16 protein-coding genes are annotated in these 25,014 nt (G+C 67.6%); 12 read left to right on the forward strand and 4 right to left on the reverse strand.

From position 1 onward, the window contains the following. Positions 1-439: 439 nt before the first annotated feature. A complete protein-coding gene (locus tag ENSA5_RS22495) occupies positions 440-1,642 on the reverse strand; it encodes a hypothetical protein (protein ID WP_106393746.1) in 1,203 nt (400 codons plus the stop codon). A gap of 166 nt (positions 1,643-1,808) precedes the next feature. Between ENSA5_RS22495 and ENSA5_RS22500 the strand changes: the two genes are divergently transcribed. The 6 genes from ENSA5_RS22500 to ENSA5_RS22530 all read left to right on the forward strand — a co-directional run bounded on the left by ENSA5_RS22500 (position 1,809) and on the right by ENSA5_RS22530 (position 10,124). Then, positions 1,809-3,275 (forward strand): M17 family metallopeptidase, encoded by a 1,467-nt coding sequence (locus ENSA5_RS22500; protein WP_258182973.1) that lies wholly within the window; start codon positions 1,809-1,811, stop codon positions 3,273-3,275. Positions 3,276-3,291: 16 nt separating this feature from the next. Then, positions 3,292-5,922, forward strand: a complete 2,631-nt coding sequence (locus ENSA5_RS22505) for a M1 family aminopeptidase (RefSeq protein WP_106393747.1) — start codon at positions 3,292-3,294, stop codon at positions 5,920-5,922. Between the two features lie 21 nt (positions 5,923-5,943). Then, positions 5,944-7,218: a CaiB/BaiF CoA transferase family protein gene (locus ENSA5_RS22510; RefSeq protein WP_258182974.1), complete on the forward strand. Its 1,275-nt coding sequence runs from the start codon at positions 5,944-5,946 to the stop codon at positions 7,216-7,218. 23 nt (positions 7,219-7,241) lie between these two features. Continuing rightward, positions 7,242-8,687: a right-handed parallel beta-helix repeat-containing protein gene (locus ENSA5_RS22520; RefSeq protein ID WP_181198037.1), complete on the forward strand. Its 1,446-nt coding sequence runs from the start codon at positions 7,242-7,244 to the stop codon at positions 8,685-8,687. A gap of 169 nt (positions 8,688-8,856) precedes the next feature. Further along, positions 8,857-9,321 (forward strand): hypothetical protein, encoded by a 465-nt coding sequence (locus tag ENSA5_RS22525; protein WP_106393751.1) that lies wholly within the window; start codon positions 8,857-8,859, stop codon positions 9,319-9,321. A gap of 338 nt (positions 9,322-9,659) precedes the next feature. Next, positions 9,660-10,124, forward strand: coding sequence for a hypothetical protein (locus ENSA5_RS22530; RefSeq protein WP_106393752.1), 465 nt, complete (start codon positions 9,660-9,662; stop codon positions 10,122-10,124). A 39-nt stretch (positions 10,125-10,163) separates the two neighbouring features. On the opposite strand, the gene ENSA5_RS22535 is transcribed toward ENSA5_RS22530, so the two are convergent. From ENSA5_RS22535 to ENSA5_RS22545, 3 genes are all read right to left on the reverse strand, one after another. Then, the gene (locus tag ENSA5_RS22535; RefSeq protein WP_106393753.1) at positions 10,164-12,389 is read right to left on the reverse strand and encodes a serine/threonine-protein kinase; all 2,226 of its coding nucleotides are present in this window, start codon (positions 12,387-12,389) and stop codon (positions 10,164-10,166) included. 118 nt (positions 12,390-12,507) lie between these two features. After that, entirely contained in the window at positions 12,508-13,116 is a 609-nt protein-coding gene (locus ENSA5_RS22540) for an RNA polymerase sigma factor (RefSeq protein ID WP_106393754.1), read from the reverse strand. Between the two features lie 817 nt (positions 13,117-13,933). Further along, complete coding sequence (locus ENSA5_RS22545) at positions 13,934-14,398, reverse strand: very short patch repair endonuclease (RefSeq protein ID WP_219906833.1); 465 nt, start codon at positions 14,396-14,398, stop codon at positions 13,934-13,936. A gap of 208 nt (positions 14,399-14,606) precedes the next feature. On the opposite strand from ENSA5_RS22545, the gene ENSA5_RS22550 reads away from it, so the two are divergent. From ENSA5_RS22550 to ENSA5_RS22575, 6 genes are all read left to right on the forward strand, one after another. Then, complete coding sequence (locus ENSA5_RS22550) at positions 14,607-15,833, forward strand: DNA cytosine methyltransferase (RefSeq protein ID WP_106393755.1); 1,227 nt, start codon at positions 14,607-14,609, stop codon at positions 15,831-15,833. Positions 15,834-16,029: 196 nt separating this feature from the next. Then, positions 16,030-18,597 (forward strand): Z1 domain-containing protein, encoded by a 2,568-nt coding sequence (locus ENSA5_RS22555; RefSeq protein ID WP_106393756.1) that lies wholly within the window; start codon positions 16,030-16,032, stop codon positions 18,595-18,597. Beyond that, positions 18,594-19,604 (forward strand): PD-(D/E)XK motif protein, encoded by a 1,011-nt coding sequence (locus ENSA5_RS22560; protein WP_106393757.1) that lies wholly within the window; start codon positions 18,594-18,596, stop codon positions 19,602-19,604. Before ENSA5_RS22555 ends, ENSA5_RS22560 begins: the two co-directional genes overlap by 4 nt. Continuing rightward, positions 19,601-21,538: a hypothetical protein gene (locus ENSA5_RS22565; RefSeq protein WP_106393758.1), complete on the forward strand. Its 1,938-nt coding sequence runs from the start codon at positions 19,601-19,603 to the stop codon at positions 21,536-21,538. Before ENSA5_RS22560 ends, ENSA5_RS22565 begins: the two co-directional genes overlap by 4 nt. Further along, on the forward strand, positions 21,535-22,446 hold the full coding sequence (locus tag ENSA5_RS22570; RefSeq protein ID WP_106393759.1) for a hypothetical protein: 912 nt from the start codon (positions 21,535-21,537) through the stop codon (positions 22,444-22,446). The genes ENSA5_RS22565 and ENSA5_RS22570 overlap by 4 nt, the downstream gene beginning before the upstream one ends. Continuing rightward, positions 22,443-24,782, forward strand: a complete 2,340-nt coding sequence (locus ENSA5_RS22575) for a DUF6339 family protein (protein WP_146155997.1) — start codon at positions 22,443-22,445, stop codon at positions 24,780-24,782. The genes ENSA5_RS22570 and ENSA5_RS22575 overlap by 4 nt, the downstream gene beginning before the upstream one ends. Positions 24,783-25,014 lie beyond the last annotated feature (232 nt).

The following is a 25,014-nucleotide window of genomic DNA, read 5'->3' on the forward strand; positions in this document are numbered from 1 at the left end:
GGGGGTCTAAAGGAGCCAGCCCCCTTTTAGGGGGCCACGCAGGCGACAGCGAAGCTCACCCCAGCCCACCGAGGGAGGGAGCGCAGCGACCGAGCGACCGGCCGCTTGCGGCCGTGCGTGGCAGAGTTGCTGACGCCTGTGGGGGTCTAAAGGAACCAGCCCCCTTTAGGGGGCCACGCAGGCGACAGCGAAGCTCATACCCAGCCCACCGAGGGAGGGAGCGCAGCGACCGAGCGACCGGCCGCTTGCGGCCGTGCGTGGCAGAGTCGCTGACGCCTGTGGGGGTCTAAAGGAGCCAGCCCCCTTTTAGGGGGCCACGCAGGCGACAGCGAAGCTCACCCCAGCCCACCGAGGGAGGGAGCGCAGCGACCGAGCGACCGGCCGCTTGCGGCCGTGCGTGGCAGAGTCGCTGACGGCTGTGGGGGTCAAAAATAGCCCCCTAGTCCTTGCCCCAGAGCTTACCTGAGAAGACGAAGGCGAGGACCACCGTGGGGAAGGCCGTGTTCACGTCGCGACCCGTGCGCCAGCGGTGCTTGATGTTCCAGCCCGGGATCACCAGCAGCGTGGGCTTGTTGAAGCGCGGGTTGCGTTGCGGCCGGTCGAAGAAGGTGTAGCCGAGGACCGGGCCGAGGCGAAACTGGGGGCCGACGGGGTTGTCGATCTCGTCGCCCTCTTCGTAGACCTCTTCTTTGAAGAAGGGCATGAGCGTGGAGGCTCGGGCCCCGGCGATGAAGGTGGCGTTGCGGGGGCCCTTCAGCGGCTGCAGCCAGAGCACGTCGCTGTCGTTGCTGAGCATCCAGCCCTGCCCGGGCGCGAGGATGTCGTAGCGGACGGCGTAGAACACGTCGTCCTCGCCGCGCAGATCGTAGTGGTTGTAGATGGCAAAGGTCGCGCTGCGGATGGCGAGGTTCTTGACCTTGGCCTGGACGAGGGCCTCGAGCTCGACCTGGTGGCCGTTGGTCACGTAGTTCTCGCCGGCGTCGGCCTGGGCGCCGAGCCGGGTCTCGGAGTAGTCGTCGTGGGGCGACTTGTACGACTGCATGTATTGGAAGGTCCCGAACCACTGCACGAAGCTGTAGCTCGCGCGGAACCGAAACACGGCGGCCGGCTGGAACTGGAAGGTCGCGCCGATCAGGGCGATCGCGGGGCTGACGATCGGCCGGAACATGATGCCGATGTTGCTGCCGTTGAGGATCGCCTTGTCCTTGTTGTAGAGCCGGTACTGGTAGCCGAGCCACAGCCGCTCCTCGAGGCCGAGGGGGTTGATGCGCGGGGCGAGCAGGCTCGTGTAGACGAGGCTGTGCTTGTCACCGATGCCGCTCGGGCTCTGGCTCTGGCTCCCCTCGACTTCGTCGGGCGGCGGCTGGTCTGCGCCCTCTGTCGGGGCCCCGGCCGGGCCCTCGGCTTCGGTCGGCTCGGGCTGAAGCTTCGGCTCGGGGACCGCATCGTCCTCGGGCGGGGCCGACTTCTCGTCGCTGGCCGCGAGCGCGCCCGCGTCGGCGGGGGCGTCGACCTCGTCGCTGTCTTCATCGGCGGGGGCGTCGGCGGGGGCGCCGCCGGACGCCGAAGCCGTCAGCGACAGCAACGTCGTGAGTCCGAAGGTGACGTAGGGGAGGGACAGGCGACGGAGCAGAGTTGTCATGGCCAGCGAGGAGAGAAGGGGAGCGAGCGCGAAGGGCCAGCTCAGAGCGAGGATCCCGGTCGGGACAGCCCGTTGTCAATGCTCGAGGGTCGAGCTCAATCGCGCGTGGCATAAAAATCCCCGGACCGACTGCCCACAGCGCTCATTTTTGGGCATACTCGCCGCGGTGTCGTCGATCGGCTTTGCTTCCTCAACCAAGACTCTACTCAAGGGTGCCAAGACCATCGCGGTGGTCGGTGCGGCGGCCGTGTTCAACAAGCGGCGCTTCCCCAAGCTCCTGGGCAAGAAGCTCGACGCGTTGACGGTCGAGCTGGCCAAGACCGTCGAGGCCGGGGATCTGGGCGCATCCGCGACGACGCTGACGGGGGGCGAGCCCGCCAAGCTCGGCGTCGGCGTGCTGCCCGACAGCGTGTCGCGCTACAACGCCGCCAGCCGTGCAGAGTGCGTTCGGCGGGCCATGGGCGGGCTCGCGGCCGGAAAGGGCAAGCTCGCGATCATCCTCGTGGTCGACGATCCGAGCCACATCCTGGCCCAGGCGATCGCCATTGGCCGCTGCTTTCCGCAGTTCAGCGGCAAGAGCAAGGCCAAGTCGCGGCGGGTCCAGCTCCTGGCGGTCGACCGCAAGGGCGCGGTCATCAAGCCCGAGTCCGGGGTGACCGGGACCGTCGCGGCCGTGCGCGACAGCGCCGAGCTCGTCGACACGCCGCCGAGCGAGCTCCACCCCGAGGCCTTCGCCAACCGGGCGCGTGAGCTGCTCGAGGGCACGGATGTCGAGATCGAGGAGATCGTCGGCGACGAGCTGGCCGAGCGCGGGCTGGGGGGCATTCACGCCGTCGGCCGGGCCGCGCTCTCGGCTCCGCGGCTGTTCGTGGCCAGCTACACCCCCGCAGGCTCGAGCGAGGACGCCGAAGACCAGCGCCACGTCGCCCTGGTCGGCAAGGGCGTGACCTACGACACCGGCGGCCTCCACCTCAAGCCGCGCGGCGGCATGGAGGGCATGAAGTGCGACATGGGCGGGGCCGCGGCCACGCTCGGCGCGTTTCGGGTCCTGGTCGCCGCCCGCTGCCGCCATCGCGTCAGCCTGGTCCTGTGCATGGCCGAGAACGCGATCGGGCCGGCGTCCTACAAGCCCGACGACATCCTCACGATGCACTCGGGCAAGACCGTCGAGATCAACAACACCGACGCCGAGGGCCGGCTGCTGCTGGCCGATGGCGTCAGCTTCGCCGCGCGCGAGCTCGAGGCCGACACGATCTTCGACGCCGCGACCCTGACCGGCGCCCAGATGATCTCCACGGGGGTCGTCCACGGCGCGGTCGTGACCAACGACGCCGAGCTCGAGCAAACGATGATCGCCGCCGGTCACCACAGCGGAGATCTCTTGCACCCGCTGCCCTTCGCGCCCGAGCTCTACAAGCAGGAGTTCTCGAGCCAGGTCGCCGACATGTGCAACTCCGTGCGCAATCGGATGAACGCGCAGTCGGCCTGCGCCGCGCAGTTCGTCTACAACCACCTCGACGGCGCCGACGTGCGCTGGGGCCACGTGGATCTCGCGGGCCCGGCCTTTCGCAAGGACCGCGCGACCGGCTTCGGGGTCGCCGTGCTCGCGGCCACGGTCCTGAACCTGAGCTGAGCCCGAGCGCGCCGCCGTGACCATCGCCGACGACTCGAACCATCGCTTTGTCTGGGCGCACCACCGGCGGGCGTCGATCTTCACGCTGCCCGGTGCCCAGGCCCACTACCCCCCGGATCTCGAGATCGAGCCGGTCCACCTCGACATCGATCTGCGCATCGATCTCGACCAGCGCAGCGCCGCCGGGGTCGTGACCCACACGCTCGAGTGGCGCCGAGCCGGGGCCGCGCGCCTCGAGCTCCACGCGCTGGACTTCGAGATCCTCGGGCTCGAGGATCTCGACGGCCACGAGTTCGGCTGGCGCTACGACGGCGAGCGCATCAACGTGAGCTGGATCGAGGGGGCCCCGCGCGGCGCGACGCGGAAGCTGGCGATCCGCTACCGCGTGGTCAACCCGATCTCGGGCCTGTTTTTCTCGGGTTCGGGCTCGGGCTCGGGCTCGGGTTCGGGTTCGGGTTCCGGTTCGGGGGCGCCCCGCTTCGCCGCGACCGACCACGAGACCGAGCGCGCGCGCCACTGGCTCCCGACGATCGATCTGCCCTCGGTGCGCCCGACCCTGAGCTTCCACCTGCGCGCCGACGAGGAGCTCACGATCCTCGCCAACGGCGTGCTCGCGTCCGAAGAGGCCCACGGCGACGGGACCAAGACCGCGCACTGGACCCTCGATCACCCGTGCCCGAGCTACCTGACCTGCTTTGCGATCGGCGACTTCGTCGAGTGCGACGACGGCGATCACATCGGTGACGGCAGCGGCGTGTCGCTGGCCTACTACGCGAGCAAGGACCACAGCGTCGACCACCTCGCGCGCAGCTTCGGCGGGACCGCCGACATGATGCGCTGGATGGTCGACAAGCTCGGCACGCCCTTTCCCTTCCCCAAGTACTACCAGTTCGCGCTCCCACACTTCGGCGGGGCGATGGAGAACATCTCGCTGGTCAGCTGGGACGACCAGTTCTTGCTCGACGAGGTCCTCGCGGGCGAGTGGGGTCGGCTCATCGATCAGATCAACGTCCACGAGATGGCCCACAGCTGGTTCGGCGACCTCGTGGTCTGCCGCGACTACGCCCACGCGTGGCTCAAGGAGAGCTGGGCGACCTACATGGAGGTCTGCTGGTTCGAGGACGCGCTCGGCCGCGACGAGCAGCTCTACGAGCTGTGGCTCAACGCCCAGGCCTACTTCCGCGAGGCCGACGGCCGCTACAAGCGTCCGATCGTCATGCGCGAGTTTCACAACTCGTTCGAGATGTACGACATGCACATCTACCCGGGCGGGGCCGCGCGGCTGCACACCCTGCGCTGCATGCTCGGCGACGAGACCTTCTGGGAGGGCGCGCGGGCCTACCTGAAGGAGTTCGCGGGCCAGGTCGTCGAGACCGACGACTTTCGCCGGGTCATGGAGCGGGTCAGCGGGCGCTCGCTCGGCAAGTTCTTCGATCAGTGGATCCACGGCGCGGGCTACCCGATGCTCGAGGCCGACTTCGACTGGGACGACGAGCACGGCCGCGGGACCTTCACGATCAGGCAGACCCAGGTCGAGGCCAGCGAGGGCCAGAGTCAAGACGAGGGCTGCAAGGTCGGGTTGTTCTCGTTCCCGCTCACGCTCGGGTGGACCGTCGACGGCGAGACGACCACCCGCCGGGTCGAGATCGAGCGCGAGCGCCACAGCTTCACGTTCGAGATCGACAGCGAGCCCGACATGGTCCGGGTCGACCCCGACTTCGAGGTCCTCCACAAGCTCGACTTCGATCCGGGCACCGACAAGCTCGAGGCCCAGCTCGAGGCCCCCGACGTGCTCGGGCGGATCCTCGCCGGGCGCGAGCTGATCAACAAAGGCAAGCGTCGCGCGCTGGTCAAGATCGGCGAGCTCTGGGCCACGGAGCCGTTTTGGGGCGTGCGCCTCGAGTGGGGCCAGGCCCTCGGTCGCGCGGGCTCGACCGCGGCGCTCGAGCAGCTGGTCGCCGCGATCGACGAGGAGCAGGATCATCGGGTGCTCGAGGGCCTGCTGCGGGCGTGCGTGGGCCTGCGCGATCCGGGGCTCGCGGCCGCGGTCGTCCAACGCTTCGAGCGGGGGCTCCCGCACCGGGCGTCGATGGCCGCCTGGGAGGTCCTCGGCGCCCAGCGGGAGCAGGCGCCCTTCGACCTGATCGCCGACGCGGCCGCGCGCGACAGCTACAACGGCTTCGAGCAGTCCGGCGCCCTCCGAGCCCTGGCCGCGACCCGCGATCCGCGGGCCCTCGAGCTGCTCATCGCCCGGACTGTGCCGGGGGCGACCTCCGATCGCGCGCGCCCGACCGCGGCCTACGCCCTCGGTCTGCTCGCCCGGCGCCTCGACAAGCGGCCCCGCGAGCGGGCGATCGAGCGCCTCGTCGATCTGCTCCGCGACCGCGCGCCCCGGGTCCAGCTCGGCGCGGTCCAGGGGCTCGAGGCGGCCCGGGCCAAGCAGGCGATCGGCGCGCTCGAGGCCTTCCGCGACACGCTCACCCACCAAGAGCAGGTCCGCATCGATCGCGCGATCGCAAACCTGCGCAAGTCCGAGGAGCCGCGCCTGCGCGCGGCCGAGAAGGAGCTCGACGAGCTGCGCGACAAGCTGCGCAAGCTCGAGGGCCGGCTCGAGACGCTGCACGCCCACGTCCACGCCGACGACTAGAAGAGCAGGGGAGCCCCAAAGGTGACAAGCGACCACGCCCTCGCCGGACTCCGCGTGCTCGAGCTCGGGCAGCTGATCGCCGGCCCCTTCGCCGGAGCGATGCTCGCGGGCTTCGGCGCCGAGGTCATCAAGGTCGAGCCCCCGGGCGCTGGCGATCCCCTGCGAAAGTGGCGAAAGCTCCACGACGGGACCTCGCTGTGGTGGCGGTCGATGGCGCGCAACAAGAAGTCGGTTGCGATCGATCTGCGGACCGAGCAGGGCCGCTGGCTGATCCGCAACATGGTAGCGACCGGCGAGGTCGACGTGCTGATCGAGAACTTTCGCCCGGGCCGCATGCAGGAGTGGGGCCTCGGCTGGGACGATCTGCGCGCCCTCGATCGGCGGCTGATCATGGTCTCGATCTCTGGCTACGGTCAGACCGGCCCGCGCGCGGCCCAGCCCGGGTTCGCCAACATCGCCGAGGCGGTCGGCGGCCTGCGCTTCCTCAGCGGCGAGCCCGGGCGGCCTCCGGTCCGGGCCGGGGTCAGCCTCGGCGACACGGTCTCGGGCCTCCACGCGGCCTTTGGCGCGCTCGCGGCCGTGCAGGCCCGGGACGGCGGTCCGCGCAGGCGCGGGACCGGCGTGGGTCAGCTCGTCGACGTGGCCCTGAGCGAGAGCGTGTTCAACATGCTCGAGTCGCTGCTGCCCGAGTACAGCTTGTTCGGCCACGTCCGCCAGCGCGCCGGGAGCAAGCTCGAGGGCATCGTCCCGACCGGCACCTACCCGTGCAGCCCGGGGCCCGGGGGTGAAGATCGCTGGGTTGCGATCGGGGCCAACTCCGACTCGATGTTCCAGCGCCTGATGCGAGTGATCGGCCGCGAGGATCTCGCCGAAGATCCTCGCTTGCGCCACAACGACGGGCGCGTGGAACACGAGGCGATGCTCGACGAGCTCATCGCGGGGTTCACGGCCATGCGCTCGCCCGAGCAGGCGCTGCGTGAGCTCGACGCCGCCCAGGTCGCGGCCGGACCGATCCAGAGCATCGCCGACATCGCCGCAGATCCGCAGTTCCTCGCCCGCGAGATGTTCGAGTCGGTCGAGCTGCCCGACGGAGCCAAGCTCGAGATCCCCGCGATTGTCCCGAAGCTGTCGCACACGCCCGGGCGCACGCGCTGGATCGGGCCGGCGATCGGCGAGCACACCGACGCGGTGCTGCGGCAACTGCTCGGGTTCGCGGCCGAGGATCTCGACGAGCTCGCCGAGGCCGGGGTCATCGAGCGGCCCGCGCTCGCCGACGACGAGCCCAGCGAGGCGTGAGTGAGGCGTGATAGCTTCGCGCGATGACGAACAGCTTGCGGCTGCTTTTCGGTACCTGCCTGATCCTCTCGCCGATCGCCTGCGGCGACTCCTCTGCCACTGACGGCGAGGGGGCGAGCGAGACCGGATACGGCGACGGAGACGGAGACGGAGACCCGGGCGACGGAGACGGAGACCCGGGCGACGGAGACGGCGACCCGGGCGACGGCGACACCGGAGACGGCGACACCGGAGACGGCGACACCGGAGACGGCGACACCGGAGACGGCGACATGGACTGCGGGCCGATCGGTGAGCCGCCGCCTGAGGCCCCGATCGTCATGGTCGCGCCGGCCGACGCTGGCGCGCTCCCGCAGATGGTCGCCGAGGCCGAGCCCAACACCACCTTCATGTTCGCCGACGGCACCTACGATCTGTCGGGCGGTAGCCAGATCCAGGTGCGGACTCCGGGCCTGCGCTTCGTCGGGGCCAGCAACGACCGCGACGCCGTGATCCTCGACGCCGACTACGGCATCGGCGAGATCTTCCTGGTCACGGCCTCGGACACCACGATCGCCCACATGACCCTGCAGCGGGCCACTTGGCACCCGATCCACGTGACCGGCGGGGATCAGGCCAACACTGAGAACACGATGATCTATGACGTCGCCGTGATCGACCCCGGCGAGCAGGCGATCAAGATCAACGCCTCGGGCGCGGGCTACTTCTCGGACTATGGCACCGTCGCCTGCTCGTCGGTGGTCATGACCGACGCTGGCCGCGCGCAGGTTCAAAACTGCTACACCGGGGGCGTCGACGCCCACTCGGCCCGGGGCTGGGTCGTGCGTGACAACTACTTCGAGGGCTTTTGGTGCGACGTGGGGCTCTCGGAGCACGCGGTGCACTTTTGGATCACCGGGCGCGACACGGTCGTCGAGCGCAACACGATCGTCGACTGCGCGCGCGGGGTCGGCTTTGGCCTCGGCCAAAACGGCAACGGCAAGCAGCGGGTCTACGACGACGACCCCTGCCCGGGCGCCGACTACCTCGGCCACGTCGACGGGGTCATCCGCGACAACATGATCTTCGCCGGGCGCCCGGAGCTGTTCGCGTCGCAGTCGGGCTTTGACTCTGGCGTCGCGCTCGAGCAGGCCTGCGGGACCGTCGTCGCCCACAACACCGTCGCCTCGCTGCAGCCGCCCTTCGTGGCGATGGAGTACCGCTTCCCGAACACCGACGCGACGATCGTCAACAACCTGACCACCCACGGGATCGTCATGCGCGACGGCGGCCAGGCCAGCCTCGTCGGGAACCTCGAGGATCAGGGCCTCGAGCACTTCGTCGACGCCGCGGGCGGGGATCTGCACCTGGTCGAGGGCTCGGCGGCGGTCGACGCCGGGGATCCGAGCGGGGTCGACTGGGCGCCGACGGACTACGACGGCGACGCGCGCGACGGCGCGCCCGACGTCGGCGCGGACGAGCTGCCCTGAGCTCCTGGCGGGGCGGGGGGCGCGATTTGGAAGCGCTCCTCGCCCTTGTCACCGCAGGGCCGGAGTCTGCGAGCACAGCTTGGGCTGTCGGGGCAGCGGTGGCTGAGCGCGGCGGCGGCGAGAGTGCGACGCTTCTTCTGCTCGCGAACACGCGGGCAGGAGAACCACCATGTCCATCACACTCGAGCTACTGCTCTCGTTCATCACCACCATCACCCCGCTCAGGACCGACACGAGCGCCGACCTGTGCGACATCGTCGATACTGCGACCGGAGTCCCGCTGAGGTGCGAGCCTCGCTCAGACGGAGCGCCAGTCTACGACGGGGATGTTTGCTGTGACGAGTCTTCGTGCGTCGCCGCGAGCTCGTCATGTAGGGGTGACTCCTATTACTGCTACCTCGGGGAGGCCCGGGCCGACGGCGCCGTCAGCTGTTACTTTGAAGTCCCGGACTACTGCGAGATGTTCTCGTGTCCGCTGTCCTTCGAGTCCCTGCCCCTCGAAGAGCCAATGTGTTGCTACGAGGGCGTGTGCTGGCCCCACGTCCTCGGCTCCAACGACTGCGAGCTCGACGACATTTATTGGTGCTGGAGCGGCCAGTCGAACCCCGACGGGACGGTCAGCTGTTTCGATTGATTGCGAAGCACTTCGTCGACGCCGCGGGCGGGGATCTGCACCTGGTCGAGGGCTCGGCGGCGGTCGACGCCGGGGATCCGAGCGGGGCGGGGTCGACTGGGCGCCGACGGACTACGACGGCGACGCGCGCGACGGCGCGCCCGACGTCGGCGCGGACGAGCTGCCCTGAGCTCCTGGCGGGGCGGGGGGCGCGAGTTGGAAGCGCTCCTCGCCCTTGTCACCGCAGGGTCGGAGTCTGCGAGCACAGCTTGGGCTGCCGGGGCAGCGGAGGCTGAGCGCGGCGGCGGCGAGAGTGCGACGCTTCTTCTGCTCGCGAACACGCGGGCAGGAGAACCACCATGTCCATCACACTCGAGCTACTGCTCTCGTTCATCACCACCATCACCCCGCTCAGGACCGACACGAGCGCCGATCTGTGCGACATCGTCGATACTGCGACCGGAGTCCCGCTGAGGTGCGAGCCTCGCCCAGACGGAGCGCCAGTCTACGACGGGGATGTTTGCTGTGACGAGTCTTCGTGCGTCGCCGCGAGCTCGTCATGTAGGGGTGACTCCTATTACTGCTACCTCGGGGAGGCCCGGGCCGACGGCGCGGTCAGCTGTTACTTTGAAGTCCCGGACTACTGCGAGATGTTCTCGTGTTCGCCGACCTTCGAGTCCCAGCCCCTCGAAGAGGCGATGTGCTGCTACGAGGGCGTGTGCTGGCCCCACGTCCTCGGCTCCAACGACTGCGAGCTCGACGACATCTATTGGTGCAGCAGCGGCCAGTCGAACCCCGACGGGACGGTCAGCTGTTTCGATTGATAGCTGGGCGAGACGGGGCGGGGCGTCACCCCGCCTCGTCTACTGCTGCACTCGACGCAGCTGAGACTCGAGTTCGCGTCGGCCATCGTCGACGCCGGCTTGGGAGATGGCGTCGAGCCCCAGCCTGAGGACTTGCGTGGCGTGGTGAGGTTGTTCGGCCGTCGCGTACTCCTCGGCGAGCCACTTGACGTCGGCGACCAGACGCCGCCAGTCTTCGCGGTCGATGTGGTAGCGGATGAGGGAATACGCGACGACTTCGGCCTCTCGGACTCGGCCCAGACCGAGCAGCCCGAGAAACTGCTGCCGCTGGATCCTGCTGACCCGCCAAGTACCGTGGCCAAACTCGGCCTGGTGAACCGCCAGGGCTCGGTCGAGGTACTCGAGCGCCTCGACGTTGCGCCCGACAGCCAGGAGCCCCCGAGCGTAGCTCTCGTGGGCCTGGCTGAGCAGCTCGTGGGTCCCGCCGTAGCGCCGCACCTGGCGCTCGCGCTGCTCGATCGCCGTGTTCAGCAGCTCGAGGCCTCGCTCCTGTGCCGCGCTCGATCCGGACATCAGCGCGAGACCCTGGATCTGCAACATCTCCGCGACGCGGTTGGGCTCGCGCTCCTCGAACACAGCCCAGGCCGCGAAGGCGTGCACATCCATGGCCTCGATGTTCCCGCGCGCGCCTGCGATCGCAGCTAGCTTCATCATCGCCTCCGCGCCGAGCACCGGCGCGCCGAGGCGTTGCGCGTTCTGGTAGACCCGCTCGAACTCGACCTCAGCCTGGTCGAGTTCACCCTCGCGCCGATGGATCTCCGCGCGCCAGAAGAGCGCCCGAGAGCGCCCGTAGTCCGACGACTGCTCGCGCGCGAGCTCCATGTAGTCGCGCTCCCGCGCCCGCGCTCCGTCGAGATCGCCCATCAACACGAGGGCGCTGACTTCGACGTCCATGTCGCGGAGGTCGCCGGGTGCCCAGTCGCCGTCGTCTGGGTGCGCGATGCAGTGTTCCGGTGGGGGGAGCTCGGCGATCACCGCCGCGAAGCTCAAATTGTCGTTCGTGTGCGGCGTCTGGAAGGCGTTGGCGGTCGCGCGCAGACGATCACGCATCTGGGCCATGCAGGGCGAGGGCGTGGTCTCTCGACCGTCGCGCCTGGCGGCGTCGCACTCGTTGGCGCGAACCGTGACCCAACGACTCGTCCAGCTTTGCAGGTTGTCGCCGGCCACGCGGGTGCCGAGGGCGAGCTCGAGCTCCGCCTGGGTGTCGTCGTTCCAGATCTGCGCGAGCTCCTCGGTCACCTCCTCACACGCGTTGGCCTCGGCCGTGGGCATCGACGCGAGCGCAGCGATCGCCAGCGCAGCCGCGACCGTGGTTGCGACGTACACCCACGCGCGCCGCGACCTCGTCGTGTGTCGCATCGCGGCGAGCAGCGTGGGCATGTCCGGCCAGCGCGCGTCGGGGTCGGGGTGTAGGCCCCGGACCAAGACCTCGCGCAGCTCCGCCGACATGCCGCCCGGTCGTCGGATGTCGGAGACCGCGCCCTTGAACCTGTGCTCGATCGACGCGAAGGGCGAGTGCCCGTAGAACATCTCGAACACGAGCATGCAGTACGCGTAGAGATCGTCGCGTCGGTCGCTCGATCGGCCGCGGAGCAGCTCGGGGGCCATGTAGTAGCCGGTACCCGCCCGCTCGGCCATCGCCTCGGCGTCGTCGAGATCACAGGCGAGCCCGAGGTCGGCGATCCGAGGCCGCCCGTGGTCATCGAACAGCACGTTGCTGGGCTTGAGGTCCCGATGGAGGATGCCGGCTTCATGGATCGCCGCGAGCCCGTCGCCGATCTGCAGGGCGACGCCGAGTACGTCCCGCCAGCGTTCGCCGAGCGCTTGGTCGGCGAGCGAGCCACCCATTAGCAGCGGCATCACGACCGCGATCGAGCCGTCGTCGAGGCGACCGACGTCGATCACAGGCACCACATTTGGGTGGTCGATGCGGGCGAGGAGCCGGGCCTCACGCAGGAGCGTGTAGCGGCCTTGGGCGGCGCGGGTCTCCTCGACAAGGGCCGTGAAGCCCTCTTCGATGCCGAGCTCATCGAGTCTCTCACGGTCCAAGGCGATCAGGAGGCCGTCCTGGGCCGCGAGCTTGAGGGCGACCCGGCGGCGAAGGTCGCGGTCGAATGCGGAGAAGACGGTCGCGTTTCGGCCTTCGCCGATCAGCTTCACTTCCCGGAAGCGATCCACGGGGAACACCTGCAGATGCTCTTCGGAGTCCTCACGGGCGGTGGTCACGGGACCGGGATGGTATCAGGGCCGCGCATCCTCAAAGAGATCGAGAAAGTCGGTAACAACTCGGGTCTCGGCCTGCCAAAGGTGTTTGGCCGATCGCTCGGCTGCTGAACTCCCTGCGCTACGAGCTCGACGACTCCGGCCGTGCCAGCTCGCCCGAGCTGGCCATGTTCGGGATTAGACCGGCCTCGCGTGCAAGACGCCGCAGCTTGTCGAGCTGGTCGCGAGACGCGAGCTCACCCCGCAGCTGGGCCCGAAGTCGTGACAGAGATGCCCGAGCTGCGCCCGGACTGATCCCGAACTCGGCCGCGATCTCGACGTGGGTGTGACCCCTCGCGGCCGCGGCGAGGATCTGCCGTGGCACCTCGTCGACCTCTTCGAGCAGGGTATCGATCCGCTCGAGCTCTTCACGTGCCCCGAGGGACGCGTCGGGGGTCGCGGTGTGGCTGTGGAGTTGTGAATCGAAGCTGACGACGACCCTGCGCAGGCGGGTCAATTCGCGTCGCACGACGTTGTTGGCCGCGTTGAGGGCCCTGTAGAGCGGTCGGGATGGCTGCTCCCCGCGGGCGAGTTTATCGAGGAGCTCCATCAGAGCCGTGTTGGTCAGGACGTTGACCTGGCTCTGCTTGCGGAAGAAGGCGCGAATGCGCCTGCGAAGGATGGCCTCGAACGCTGCGACGACGGCGGGGTTGCCTCTGCGTAGCTCTGCGGGGTCGAGCTTGACCGCCATGGCTGGCACTCTATCAGCGAGGGGGCAGACGGGCGCAGTTGGGCGGTGAGCGATGTGTCGCGGTAGCCGCGGCGGGACGGTTTTGGTTCGCCGAGGGCTGGTCGGTAGCCGCGGCGGGACGGTTTTGGTTCGCCGAGGGCTGGTCGGTAGCCGCGGCGGGACGGTTTTGGTTCGCCGAGGGCCGGTCGGTAGCCGCGGCGGCACGGTTTTGGCGCGTCTGAGGCTGAGCTGGGCTCGCGGCGAGCCAGATTCGGTGCGGCCGGGGCTGCGCTCGGCTCTCGGCGAGCCAAAACGGTGAGCGTCCAGGCTTCGGGCGGCTCTCGGCGAGCCGGAGGGGCTCCGGCTCGGGCTTCGGGCGGCTTCCGGCGAGCCGGAGGGGGTACGGCTTGGGCTTCGGGCGGCTTCCGGCGAGCGGGAGGGGCTCCGGCTTGGGCTTCGGGCGGCTCTCGGCGAGCCAAAGGGGCTCCGGCTCGGGCTCCGCGCGGCTCCCGGCGAGCCAAAGGGGCTCCGGCTCGGGCTCCGCGCGGCTCCCGGCGAGCCAAAGGGGTTACGGCTCGGGCTCCGCGCCGCTCCCGGCGAGCCAAAGGGGTTACGGCTCGGGCTCCGCGCCGCTCCCGGCGAGCCAAAGGGGTTACGTGTCGGGCTCCGGCCGGCTCTCGGCGAGCCGGAGGGGTTACGGCCCGACCAGACCGCCAACCCCGGCGAGCCGGATGCGGTCAGTATCACCGTGCTTCTCCAGCGTTGGTCGAGCTCGGATTCCCGCGGGTCCTCGCGGATCCTCGCCATCCTCTACAGCGGCCAACATCATTGCGCTTCGCTAGCGTTGGCCGAGCTCGGAGAGCAGCCTGGTGGCGAGCGTCTCGGGGTCGCGTGTCTCGCACTCCCACACCGTGACGACCTCGATGCCGCGCTCGCGCAGCTCGGCGGCGCGCTGTCGATCACGTTCTTGGTTGCGCTCGAACTTCGCCAACCAGAACTCTCGGTTGCGCGTCGGGGTGGTCGTGAGTCGACAGCCCGGGTGTCGGTGCCAGAAGCAGCCGTGGACGAAGAGGGCCCACTTGCGCCGCCGGTTGGCGAGGTCGGGGCTGCCCGGGAGGTCGCGGTTGGCGAGGCGGTAGTGGATGCCGAGTCGGCGGAGGATACGGCGCACGATCAGCTCGGGCTTGGTGCCCTTTTGGCGGATCCCGGCCATGCGGCGGGAGGTCTCGGGATCGACCTCGAGGGTGAAGCCATCGCGGACCGAGGTGCTCAGTGGCTTGGGCTTTGCGTACTTCTTGGCCATGCGCGGAGGCCGTGCCAGCGAGGCTCTCGCACGAGGTGTACCGCGAGGAAGGAGAGATCTCTCTTGCGTGATCTGCGCGGTCTGTGGCTCGCAATCAGGCCGCTACGCCCGGTAGAGAAACGTGAAAACTGCGTTGGACAGTGTTCTGTGGCCTTCTTGGCTTACCATCAGGCAGGTGCTCCGCCCATCCTCGTCTATATTCAGACCGATGCTCCGCAGCGCCCCTCAACTTCCGCTTCGGCTCGAGACGCCGCCCGGCTCGCCGCTCGAGGTCGCCTGGCCTAACTCCCTTCGCGTGGCCGGGTTGTTCGCGGGTATCGGTGGGATCGAGCGCGGCTTGCATCAGGCTGGGCATCAGACGGAGCTCCTCTGCGAGATCGAGCCGGCGGCGTCGATGGTCCTCGAGCGGCACTTTGGACTCACGCCGCATGGCAACGTTGGAGACTTGACCGCGAGCGTTGTCCCCGAGATTGACCTGCTCGCTGGTGGCTTCCCTTGCCAGGATCTCAGCCAGGCGGGTCGAACAAAGGGTATCGGCGGTAGCCGATCGGGGCTTGTCGACCACATGGTTCGACTGCTCGAGGAACTTTGCCCGACGCCCACCTGGGTCCTGTTCGAGAACGTTCCGTTCATGCTCCAACTCGACGGTGGGCAGGCGATGGCCTATCTGACCGAGACGCTCGCAAACTTGGGGTGGGTGTGGGCCTACCGAGTTGTGGACACGCGGGCCTTCGGTCTGCCGCAACGGCGCAAGCGAGTCATCTTCCTGGCATCCAAGAGCTGTGATCCGCGGCATGTGTTGTTCGCCGATGAGGCAGGACCACGCGAATTCTCGGAGGATGGGGTCGCGTACGGTTTCTACTGGACGGAGGGGCGACGTGGTCTCGGCTGGGGGGTCGACGCAGTGCCTCCGCTCAAGGGAGGCTCATCGATCGGAATTCCGTCACCACCCGCTATCTGGATGCCCGACGGGTCGATTGTGACCCCCGACATTCGTGATGCGGAGCGGCTCCAGGGATTTCCCGTGGGGTGGACCAAACATGAGGGCCCCACAGCCCGCAAGACGCTCGCGGCGCGATGGAAGATGGTCGGAAATGCAGTCAGCGTACCGGTGGCGAAGTGGGTGGGGCGGCGGCTGAAGCACCCAAAGAAGCCCAACTTCGACGAGCGCCCCATCGCCAAGGGACGGCGATGGCCGTCGGCAGGCTGGGGCTACGGTAGCGAAGCATTTGCGGTCGATCTGTCGAACTGGCCGGTGCATCATTCGTACAAGCATCTGGCGGAGTTCCTGAAATACCCTACGGTTCCCCTCTCGTTGCGTGCGACTGCGGGTTTCCGCTTGCGGACTGACGCGGCGAAACTAAATTTTGAGCCTGGATTTCTCGATGCGCTCGACGTCCATATAGAGAGGATGCGAGCGACGGCGGCCAAGTAGCGGCCAGTGGCTATTTCCTCCACTCAAATTGTCTCCCATCACCTGTGTAGGCGGCTACGCACCGTGGTCCAGGGCCGGTGCTGCTGTACGCGAGCGCGCCGATGGCGAGGCCGCAAGTGGTCCAACGCCGGCTGGGGCTACAAAGGACGAGGCTTTGGACCCCGCTCAAGCGGGGATCCTGCTACCCTCCAGCGCGATGACCGAGGACACCCAGTACACCGCGTTCACCTCCATGATCCGTGGAGGTCAAACACCCAAAGCTGCGTACGACATGTTCCGCAGCATGTTTGGCGACGAGGTCGCCAAGACCGTCTACGCCCGCTACGAGCAGAAGGTCGGGCTCATCCGAGTTCTGGAGGACCCCATCACGTTCTCCGATGGCAGGGTCCACGGCTGGTATGCCGGGCCGAGCGAGGGCGACCGCTTCTGGCCGGCGCTCGAGAAATACATCCGCGAAAGAAAAGGATGGCCCGACGAAACGGTCAAGGCCATCGATGACGCGACGACGAAGATCCTCTCGCTGATGCAGCCCCCCGGTCTCGGCTCGGTCGACACTCGGGGCCTCGTCGTCGGCTATGTGCAAAGCGGGAAGACCGCGAACTACACGGCGCTCATCGCCAAAGCCGCCGACGTCGGATACCGTCTGTTCATCGTCCTCGCGGGGGTTCACAACAGCCTCCGGCGCCAGACGGAACAGCGCCTACGGAACGAACTCGTCGCGCTCAACAAGAACCAGTGGGCCACGCTGACCTCGCTCGAGGAGGACTTTCGCCCTTCCGCTGGCGGCAATACCAACGTCTTTTTGTCCGATAGCACCAATCTCAGGATCCTTTGCGTCGTCAAGAAGAACGCCCATGTCCTCGCCCGCCTCTTGAAGTGGTTGAAGGCCGGCGAGAGCTCCGTGCTCGCTGGCTGCCCCGTGCTGATCATCGATGACGAGGCTGATCAGGCCGGCCTCAACGCCTCGCGTGATCCGAACAGTCGCACTGTCATCAATCGCCGCGTCCTCGAGATCATCGACCTGCTGCCCAAGGTCGCCTACGTCGGCTATACGGCGACTCCTTTCGCCAACGTCCTCGTCGACCCTTCGGGCGACGACCTCTACCCGTCGAGCTTCATCGCTTCGCTCCCGCAGTCTGCGGCCTACTTCGGGGCCGAGACCTTGTTCGGGCGCGAACCGCTCGACGAGGACGCGGACAGCAGCGAACGGGAGGGCCTCGACATGATCCGTGTCGTCCCCGATGACGAGATCGACTTCCTCCGCCCGAAGTCGGCCAAGGACCGCCTGAGCTTCGAGGCCGAGATCTCGCCCTCGCTCGAGCAGGCCCTCGACTACTTCCTCCTCGCGTGCGCGGCGCGGCGCCTGCGTGGCTCCGAGAGCCACGCCTCCATGCTCATCCACACCACCCTCTACGCCGATCCCCACGAGAGCATCGCTGCCAAGGTCGAAGAGTACTGCCACGACCGCCTGCGCTCGCTGAAGAAGGACAAGAAGAGCCTCATCGGCCGGCTCCGTGACCTATGGGTGGACGAGGCTCCGTGCGTCCCCGCTTCGTCTTGGGGTAACCCCACGCACGACTTCGAAGACCTTCGGCCGCTCCTCGTCGACGTGGCCTCCGAGACGGAAGTCGTCGTCGAGAACGCCCAGAGCCTGTCCCGTCTCGCGTTTGGAAAGGACGCCAAGATCCAGATCGCCGTCGGTGGCAACACGCTGTCCCGTGGGCTGACCCTCGAGGGCTTGCTCGTCAGCTTCTTTGTACGCTCGGCCTCGGCCTACGACACCTTGCTGCAGATGGGACGCTGGTTCGGCTACCGCATGGGCTACGAGGATCTCCCGCGCATCTGGATGACCGAGGAGCTGCGGAGCGCCTTTTTCCTCCTCGCCACGGTCGAGCAGGAGATCCGCAACGACATCGCTCGCTACGACGCCGAATCTCTGACCCCCAAGGACTTTGGCGTCCGCATCCGCACGCATCCGGGACTGGGGATCACGTCCCGACTGAAGATGCGGTCGGCAGTAGACTGCAACGTCTCCTACGCCAACCAGACCAAGCAGACCCGCTTCTTCAAGCACAAGGACGCCGAGTGGTTGCGAGCCAACCAGCAAGCCGCGCGTGATCTGCTCGAGGCCGCGGGCGAGCCCGGGATGCTCGGGCTGAACCGCGTCTATCGTGACGTCCCGGTCGAACGAATCCTGGAGTTCTTCGCCAACTACAAGGTCCACGAGAGCCACCCGATGCTCCAGCCCAACACCCTTGGGGCCTACATTCGGGCGCAGAGGGCCAACAACTCGCTGACGCGCTGGAACGTCGCGCTCGTGCAGAGGGGCACTCCAAGCGAGGCGCTTGGCCAACTCACGCTCAGCGAAGGACTCACCCTCAACTTGGTAAGCCGGTCCAAGCTGGTGCAGTCCGACAAGAGCTTCGCCAACCTCGGTACGATCGCAACGCAGAGCTACTACAACCTCGATCTCGACGAGGACCGGCGTAGTCAGAAATTGAGCTCGCGTACGGTCGAAGACAACCCTCTGCTCGTCATCATCCCGATCTCCAGGACCTCGAGCGAGATGAGCACGCGGACCAAGGGCGAGGGCAAAGGGAAGGCTCGCGCCGCTCTCGACGCGGTCGAGGACATCCTCGGCATCGCCCTGTGCTTCCCCCCGGCGAAGGTTCAGACTCCGCAGAGGTACGTCACCGTCGATCTGTCGAAGATCGAGGTCGATGAGGAAGACGAGTACATCGACGAAGAAGAGGAGAGCGCATGAGCTCCAGCCGTCGGCGGACGATCGAGGACTCCTGGGACTTTCTCGCCACCTTGGATCTGAGCGCGGGCAACCAGGCCCGCGACATCCCCGAGCTCCAGACCCCTCACGGCAGCGTGCTGCTGTCTCAGGACTCTGAGGGCACCCGCCACGTCCTCGTGCCCATCGCGGCCGACGAGGTCGTGACGCCAGACACCAACAGCCGCGGCGTCCAGCTGGTCAAGACCAGCTTCAGCGACAAAGGCAAGCGTCGCCACTTCGTCGACATTCGCTGCCCCGAGCCGCGACTGCACCGGGTGTTCAACCAGATCGCGGCTTCGATGCTCGACGGCCTCACCGCCGACGAGGGGCCTGTCGCGGCGACCTGCGCCCGCATCCTCGCCAGCTGGCGCGCCCTCCTGCGCCGCGCATCCAAGCCTCTGTCCCCCTCAGCCCTGCGAGGTGTCTTTGGCGAGCTGTGGTTCCTCGCCCAGCTCGCGCAGCACAGTGCGGCGGCCGTGGACTACTGGACCGGCCCCGATGACGCCCCGCAGGACTTCATCTCGGCTCACGGGGCGTTCGAGATCAAGACGACCGCGCGCAACCCGGCGCGGCGGGTGCCAATCAGCAGCATCGACCAGCTCGACGACAGCCTGCACCCCTTCTCGAGCCTCGTCGTCCTCTCTCTCGTCGAGGATCCCAAGGGGACTTCGGTCGAGGGGCTGATTGATGTCGTCGTCGACGCGGGGGCGCAGCGTGAGCGGTTGCTCGACCAGCTCGCCAAGGCTGGTGTGCAAGAGGCCGACCTCGCAGACGTGGCCAAGCTCCGCTGGCGGGTCGCCGCGTGTACGGCCTACCGCGTCAGCGAGGGCTTTCCGCGCGTCACACCCGCGAGTTTCTCCCCCTCGCTTCCGCCTGGTATCCACAACCTTCGCTACGAGATTGAGCTCGCTGCCGCAGGGCCATGCGTCCTGTCGGACACCGAGCTCTCTGCTCTTCAACGCCAATTTCTCGCCGGAGACGCCCCATGAGACCCCTCGACCTTCAAGCCGAGCGCTTCACCGCCACTGGCAACATCGCATCGGAGGGCATGCGCAACCAGCTCGGGCGCCCTCGCCTCGACCGCATCGCCGTGCTCATCCGCGAAGCCGCCCAGAACGCGTGGGATGCCAAGCAGCAGGATGCGCAGACCGTGACCTTTGGTGCTTCGTGCTACGCCTTCGACGACGACAAGCTCCGAGCCCTGCGTGAGCAGGTGTTCGCTGACACGCCGACCAACCCGAGCCAGGAGCTCGCCTCGCTCCTCGCCGCTTCCTCATCGGGGTCGCACGAGAGCGAGGCGCTCCGAGCCCTGGTGCTCTACGACCGCGGCACCACTGGTCTCGGCGGTCCGACTCGAGCCGACTCGCCTGCGTGTCCGGGCGAGGTGCGCGACTTCGTCGACTTCTTGCGCAATGTCGGGCAGCCCCCGGACAAGTCCCGCGGCGGCGGCACCTTCGGCTATGGAAAGGCCGCGCTGTACCTGTCGAGTCGAGTCGACACGATCTTGGTCCACACCCGCTGCCGCGTCGGTGGCCGACTCCAGAGCCGTTTCATGGTGTCAGCGCTGACGCCCCACTACGAGGTCGAGGGGACGAGCTACACGGGACGCCACTGGTGGGGTCGGCGCGAGCCCGACGGTGTGGTTGACCCTCTGCTCGGGCGCGAGGCTGACAAGCTCGCGCAACGTCTCGGGATGCCGATCGCCCCCGCGGGGGAGCTGGGCACGACCATCCTCTTGCTCGCTCCACGCCTCGGCGGGCGCACTCCTGCCCAGGCCATGGCCTACATCCAGGCTCAGATGCTGTGGAATTTCTGGCCCAAGATGATCCCGTGGGAGGACGAGGAGGCGCCTCGCATGCGCTTTGAGACCTTGCTCGATGGCGAGCAGCTCTCCATCCCCAGCCCGGCAAAGGTCCACCCCCTCAATGGCTTCGTCAAGGCCTTGCAGACCGTTCGTCAGGCGGAGCGGGGCGGGCGAGGGCAGGACGCGAGCGACGTCACCACCTTGTTGTGCGGCAAACCCAAGCAGACCCTCGGGCTGCTCAGTCTCCAGCGCATCGTCTACAAGGAGCGGCCCGAGACCGACTACGGCGAAGTAACGGAGCTCCCCGAGTTCATGGATCGCTGCCACCACGTGGCGCTGCTGCGGCGCGCCGAGCTGGTCATCACTTACCACCCAGGCCCTCCGATCCCGAACAACTATGTCGAGTACGTTGGCGTGTTCCTCGCCAACGACGAGATGGATCGCGTCTACGCGGCATCCGAGCCGCCAACCCACGACGAGTGGCGGCCCGAGAACCTCGCTGACAGGCGGGCAAAGACTTTCGTACGTACGACCTTTCGCCGTATCGATGCCAGGACTCGCGAGTTCGTCGCGCCAGCGTCAACGAGCTACGCAGCCGACGAGGATCGACCCCTGGCCGCCCTCTCGAAGCATCTCGGACCCCTGCTGGTCGACGCTGGGGGGCCCACCGGCCCTCGTGTGTGGCCGGCCTCTCAGACCCAGCCCGAGAACCCATCGAACTCCACGGGCGCAACCGGGGAGCAGGACCCCCCCAAACGGATCAGGCGCCAGGCCAGGCCCAAGATCATCCTCGAGCCCGAGGTGACCTTGCTCGACGAGCAGGGCACGCTCGTCCGGCTGTTCCGCGCCGAGCTCACTCATCCCAAGGACGGGCGCCGAACGAAGCTGTGTGCCCGGGCCTTCACCATGATTGTTGGCGGCGCCGAGGAGCGAGATGCACCCGAGGGCGCCGATCAGCCCCGCGTGACTCGCTGGCGTGGCCCCACCGGCCACACGCACGAGCGCGCCTCCTCGGTGATCGCAGGCGAGGACGAGGAAGGGGTCTGGGAGATCCGCGTCGAGGGCGGTGCCGAGTGCGTCGTCGGTCTCGAGCTCAACGCCGAGGCGGTGCGCAGGTGAAGTCCACGAGCCTCCCCTTCGTCGTCGCGCGCCAAGCCGTGTCGGCCACGGCCTGGATTGCAGGTAAGCCCCAAGCCCCCGACAAGCCCCTGACCGAGCAACTCGACGACTGGGACTCGGCAGCCAAGTTGCCCGTCCACACGGAGCTGCGGATTGAGCCGTCGAGGTTGCGGGCAGAGACCGGACTCGAGTGGGGGAGCCGACTGCGCCTTTGCTCGGGCTGGCATTGCGAGGCCACCCGAACCCGCGAGGTTCTGCATACCCACGACGTCGTCCTCGATGAGAGCGCAGCGCAGGAACTCGTCGTCACCCCCAGCTTCTCGCTCTTGGGACCGAGCCTCGCCCGCAGCGTCCGTCTCGAGAGCCGCCTCGTGCTCGTGGAGGCCGGGCCTGGCAGTTCACGGATCGCTGCCAAGATCCCAGGTTCGATCCTGTGGGCCTTCGAGCAGGAGCTCGTGCTCGAGGGGCAGAAGTCCCGCTTCCCGATGGAGTGGGCGGACTTTCGCTCGAGCGTCTACAGCGACGACGCCGCTTGGGCCCTCGATTGGGATCCCCAGGAACTCGAGTGCTCGACCCTCGGAGGCGTCAAGCTCTTGCTCAACCAGAGTCATCGCGTGACCGCCCCATTGTTACGCGAGAGCCCACCCTCGGATGCCGCCAAGCTGCTGTGGGACACGATCCACTTCGACATCGCGAGGCAGCTCGTCGAAGGCGCGCTAACCAACGACGATTTCGTCGAGAATTCTGGGCACTACGGCGAGGGTACGCTGGGGGCTACCGTTCGCCGTATGATCGAGGTTCACTTTCCCTATCACAACATCACTACCCTGCGGGCTCTCGTCGTTCGTTCGCGGACCCAGTTCGAGACTCTGCTCCAGGCCAGCTTGCGAATGTACGGTAGCAAATGATTCTCCTCTACCCACGCCTCCCCCATGCGCTCGCGGCCACCCTCGCCGGAGAACGTGCGACCATGACCGTCGAGGCTGCGCGCGCGGTCGCCGATAACACCCACCCAAACGCGACCTATGCCCCGACCGGGGGCATGCGTGTGCAAGCCTCCAATCTCGACAAACTCGCCGGCTCGATCCGCGCGCTCGCCCGCGACTGCGGCTACCCCAGTCCACGGGTGAAGGGAGCGCGAGACCACTTCGATGGCCACCTCGGGCGCGTGCTCCACGAAGACAGCGGGCTCAGTCCGAGCGAGGCCTGTCGCGACGGCGTGTGGAGCTTTCTTGCTTGCGTGCTCGTCCCCGATGTCGTGCGCTGGCGTGTTCCCGGTGCCGATACGAGTCACGCGAACTTCCTCGGCAAAGACCGAGGCATTGACAACGCCCTTGGTCGTTGCTGGTGGGCCGCTCACCTCCTGCGAGAGGAGGACTCTCCGGATGACCCCTACGCTCTGCTGCTCGAACTCGGCGTCGACGAAATGGTCGGCTTTGCGCGTCGCGTTCGTGCCATGGTCAATCGCCGGGTCGCCGCTACCTTCGCGCGCATCGTGGTGACGTTCCACGAGGCTGGACCCGCCTTCGCACGCTTCGAGCTCATGCGCGACGCGATGAAGCGCTTTCTTCGGCTCGCGTCCTTCGCGTCCTTCGAGTCGCTCACGCAGGCCGAACTCGAGCGCAGCCTCTGGGACCTCGTCACCGCCAGCGCTGTTGCGATCACCCGCGACAGAAAGATCGACTACGCGGCCCCGGAGCGGCCTGCGTCGGTCGGCGAAATCCAAAGTGCGGTCACCGAGGTGCTCGCGGCCCCCGAACCCGGCGGGGCCGTGGAGTTGGACGGCGACGACGACGACGCCGACGCGCAGTCAGACCTCAACCGGCAGCTGTCGAGGATCCTTGCCCGAATCGATGTCGATTCCAGCGGGCCATTCCGCTTTGACCAACTCAAGGTGTGGCTCGGATTCCAGCTGGGGATCCCGTCCAGTCGAGTCGCCATCAAGCGCCTTGCAAGTCCCAAGAACTATCGCAACCGGATTGGAGAGGGGCTCCGCCCGCGACCGGAGCTCGCGCTCTTGCTCCACTCTGGCGACGAGGCCGAGGTCATCGCCGCGCTGAACAGCCGGCTGCATCTGTGTCCCGAGACGACCGCCCTGCTGTGTACAAGCCACGATGAAGGCTGGGCCGTCGACACGATCGCTGGCCTCGCCGAGGCTCCGCTCGTCTCCACCCTCAGCCCGATGTTTCCGGCGGCGAGCTTCGTGGAACTCGAGCTGGAAGAACACCTCGGAGCCGAACTCCCGGCCGACATCGAGAATCATATCGTCGAGACCGTCGCCGCTCTTCCGCTCGGCGAACTACAGGTTGTTGAGACCGTTGGCGCTCAGATCAACAGCCTGCTCGAGGGGATCGGTGGTCACGCACCGACCAAGCGGATCGTCGACCAAAAGAACGTCGGGAACCGCATCTCCGAGAGCCTTGGACGGGGCGCCAGTGTCCACGTCTTCGGGACCACTGTCGAGCTCCTGGAGACCACACGAAGGATCGCGGAGGAGCAGAGCCTCGGAACGAAGGTCAGGCTCATCATCATCCTCGTGGAGGACGAGGACGGGAGCCTTGCGAGCGCTCCGGTCATCATGCGCAACAGCGGAGGGCAGGTCGAGGAGGTCGAGATCGAGGTCGAGGCCGACGAGGTCGAAGCCGGACTGTCGCCAGACGCCATTCAAGCTTACCCGAGCGTTGATGCTGACGATGAACTCGACGAGTTGGACGACTCCTCGTCCGAGCCGGGCTTTTTCGAGCTCGAGAGCCTGGAAGAACGCGCGATCCTCGTCGCACAACAGCTGCTCTTCCACGGGGCACTCACCAAGTCCGAGGCCATTCGCGCCGCCGCAGAGGGGCTGCGAGATGCAGGCCGCCTCTCTTATCAGCGTCTACGCACCCACGGCCGGGTCTATACTGCCGTCTTGGATGCGATCGAGATGGGGGTGCGTACGGGCTACTTCGACCGCCCTCGGCGTGGGGAAGTCCGGGCGTTACTCGACTCCGCCGAGGACTACTCTCGCGAAGACTGGCTCGAGGTCGTGGAGCGTGCGCTGCCCAGTGGTGAAGCCGCGACCCGCCACGACGCCGTGCGCATCGCCGCTGCTTGGGCGCGAGACAACCTCGGCCTCGAGTACATGCGGATTCGTGGCAACGGGAAGATTGATCGGGGAATTCGCAACGCCTTCCGCACGCTGATTCGCCGCGATCGAATGGAGATCGTGTCACGAGAGGAGATCATGCTCCTCGACGGAGACTGAGCAGCGACCAGCTCCGCTAGCGGGACAGGTAGACGGGCGATGCTTGGGCATCCTGGCTCAATACCGCCGGTGCCACCGAGCCCGCCCGAGCTCACCCCCCGCCCGGTAAGGTGTCGGTGAAGGCATCTTGCAGACGCACGGAGCCTGTGGCAGCGCCCAGCTCCGCAGCTCGCGGCTCTGGACTCCGACCTCGGCACCACGCTGCTGAGCCTCAGCCAGAGCGTGCTCGCGC

Source organism: Enhygromyxa salina (genome assembly GCF_002994615.1).
GTDB classification, from domain to species: domain Bacteria; phylum Myxococcota_A; class Polyangia; order Nannocystales; family Nannocystaceae; genus Plesiocystis; species Plesiocystis salina_A.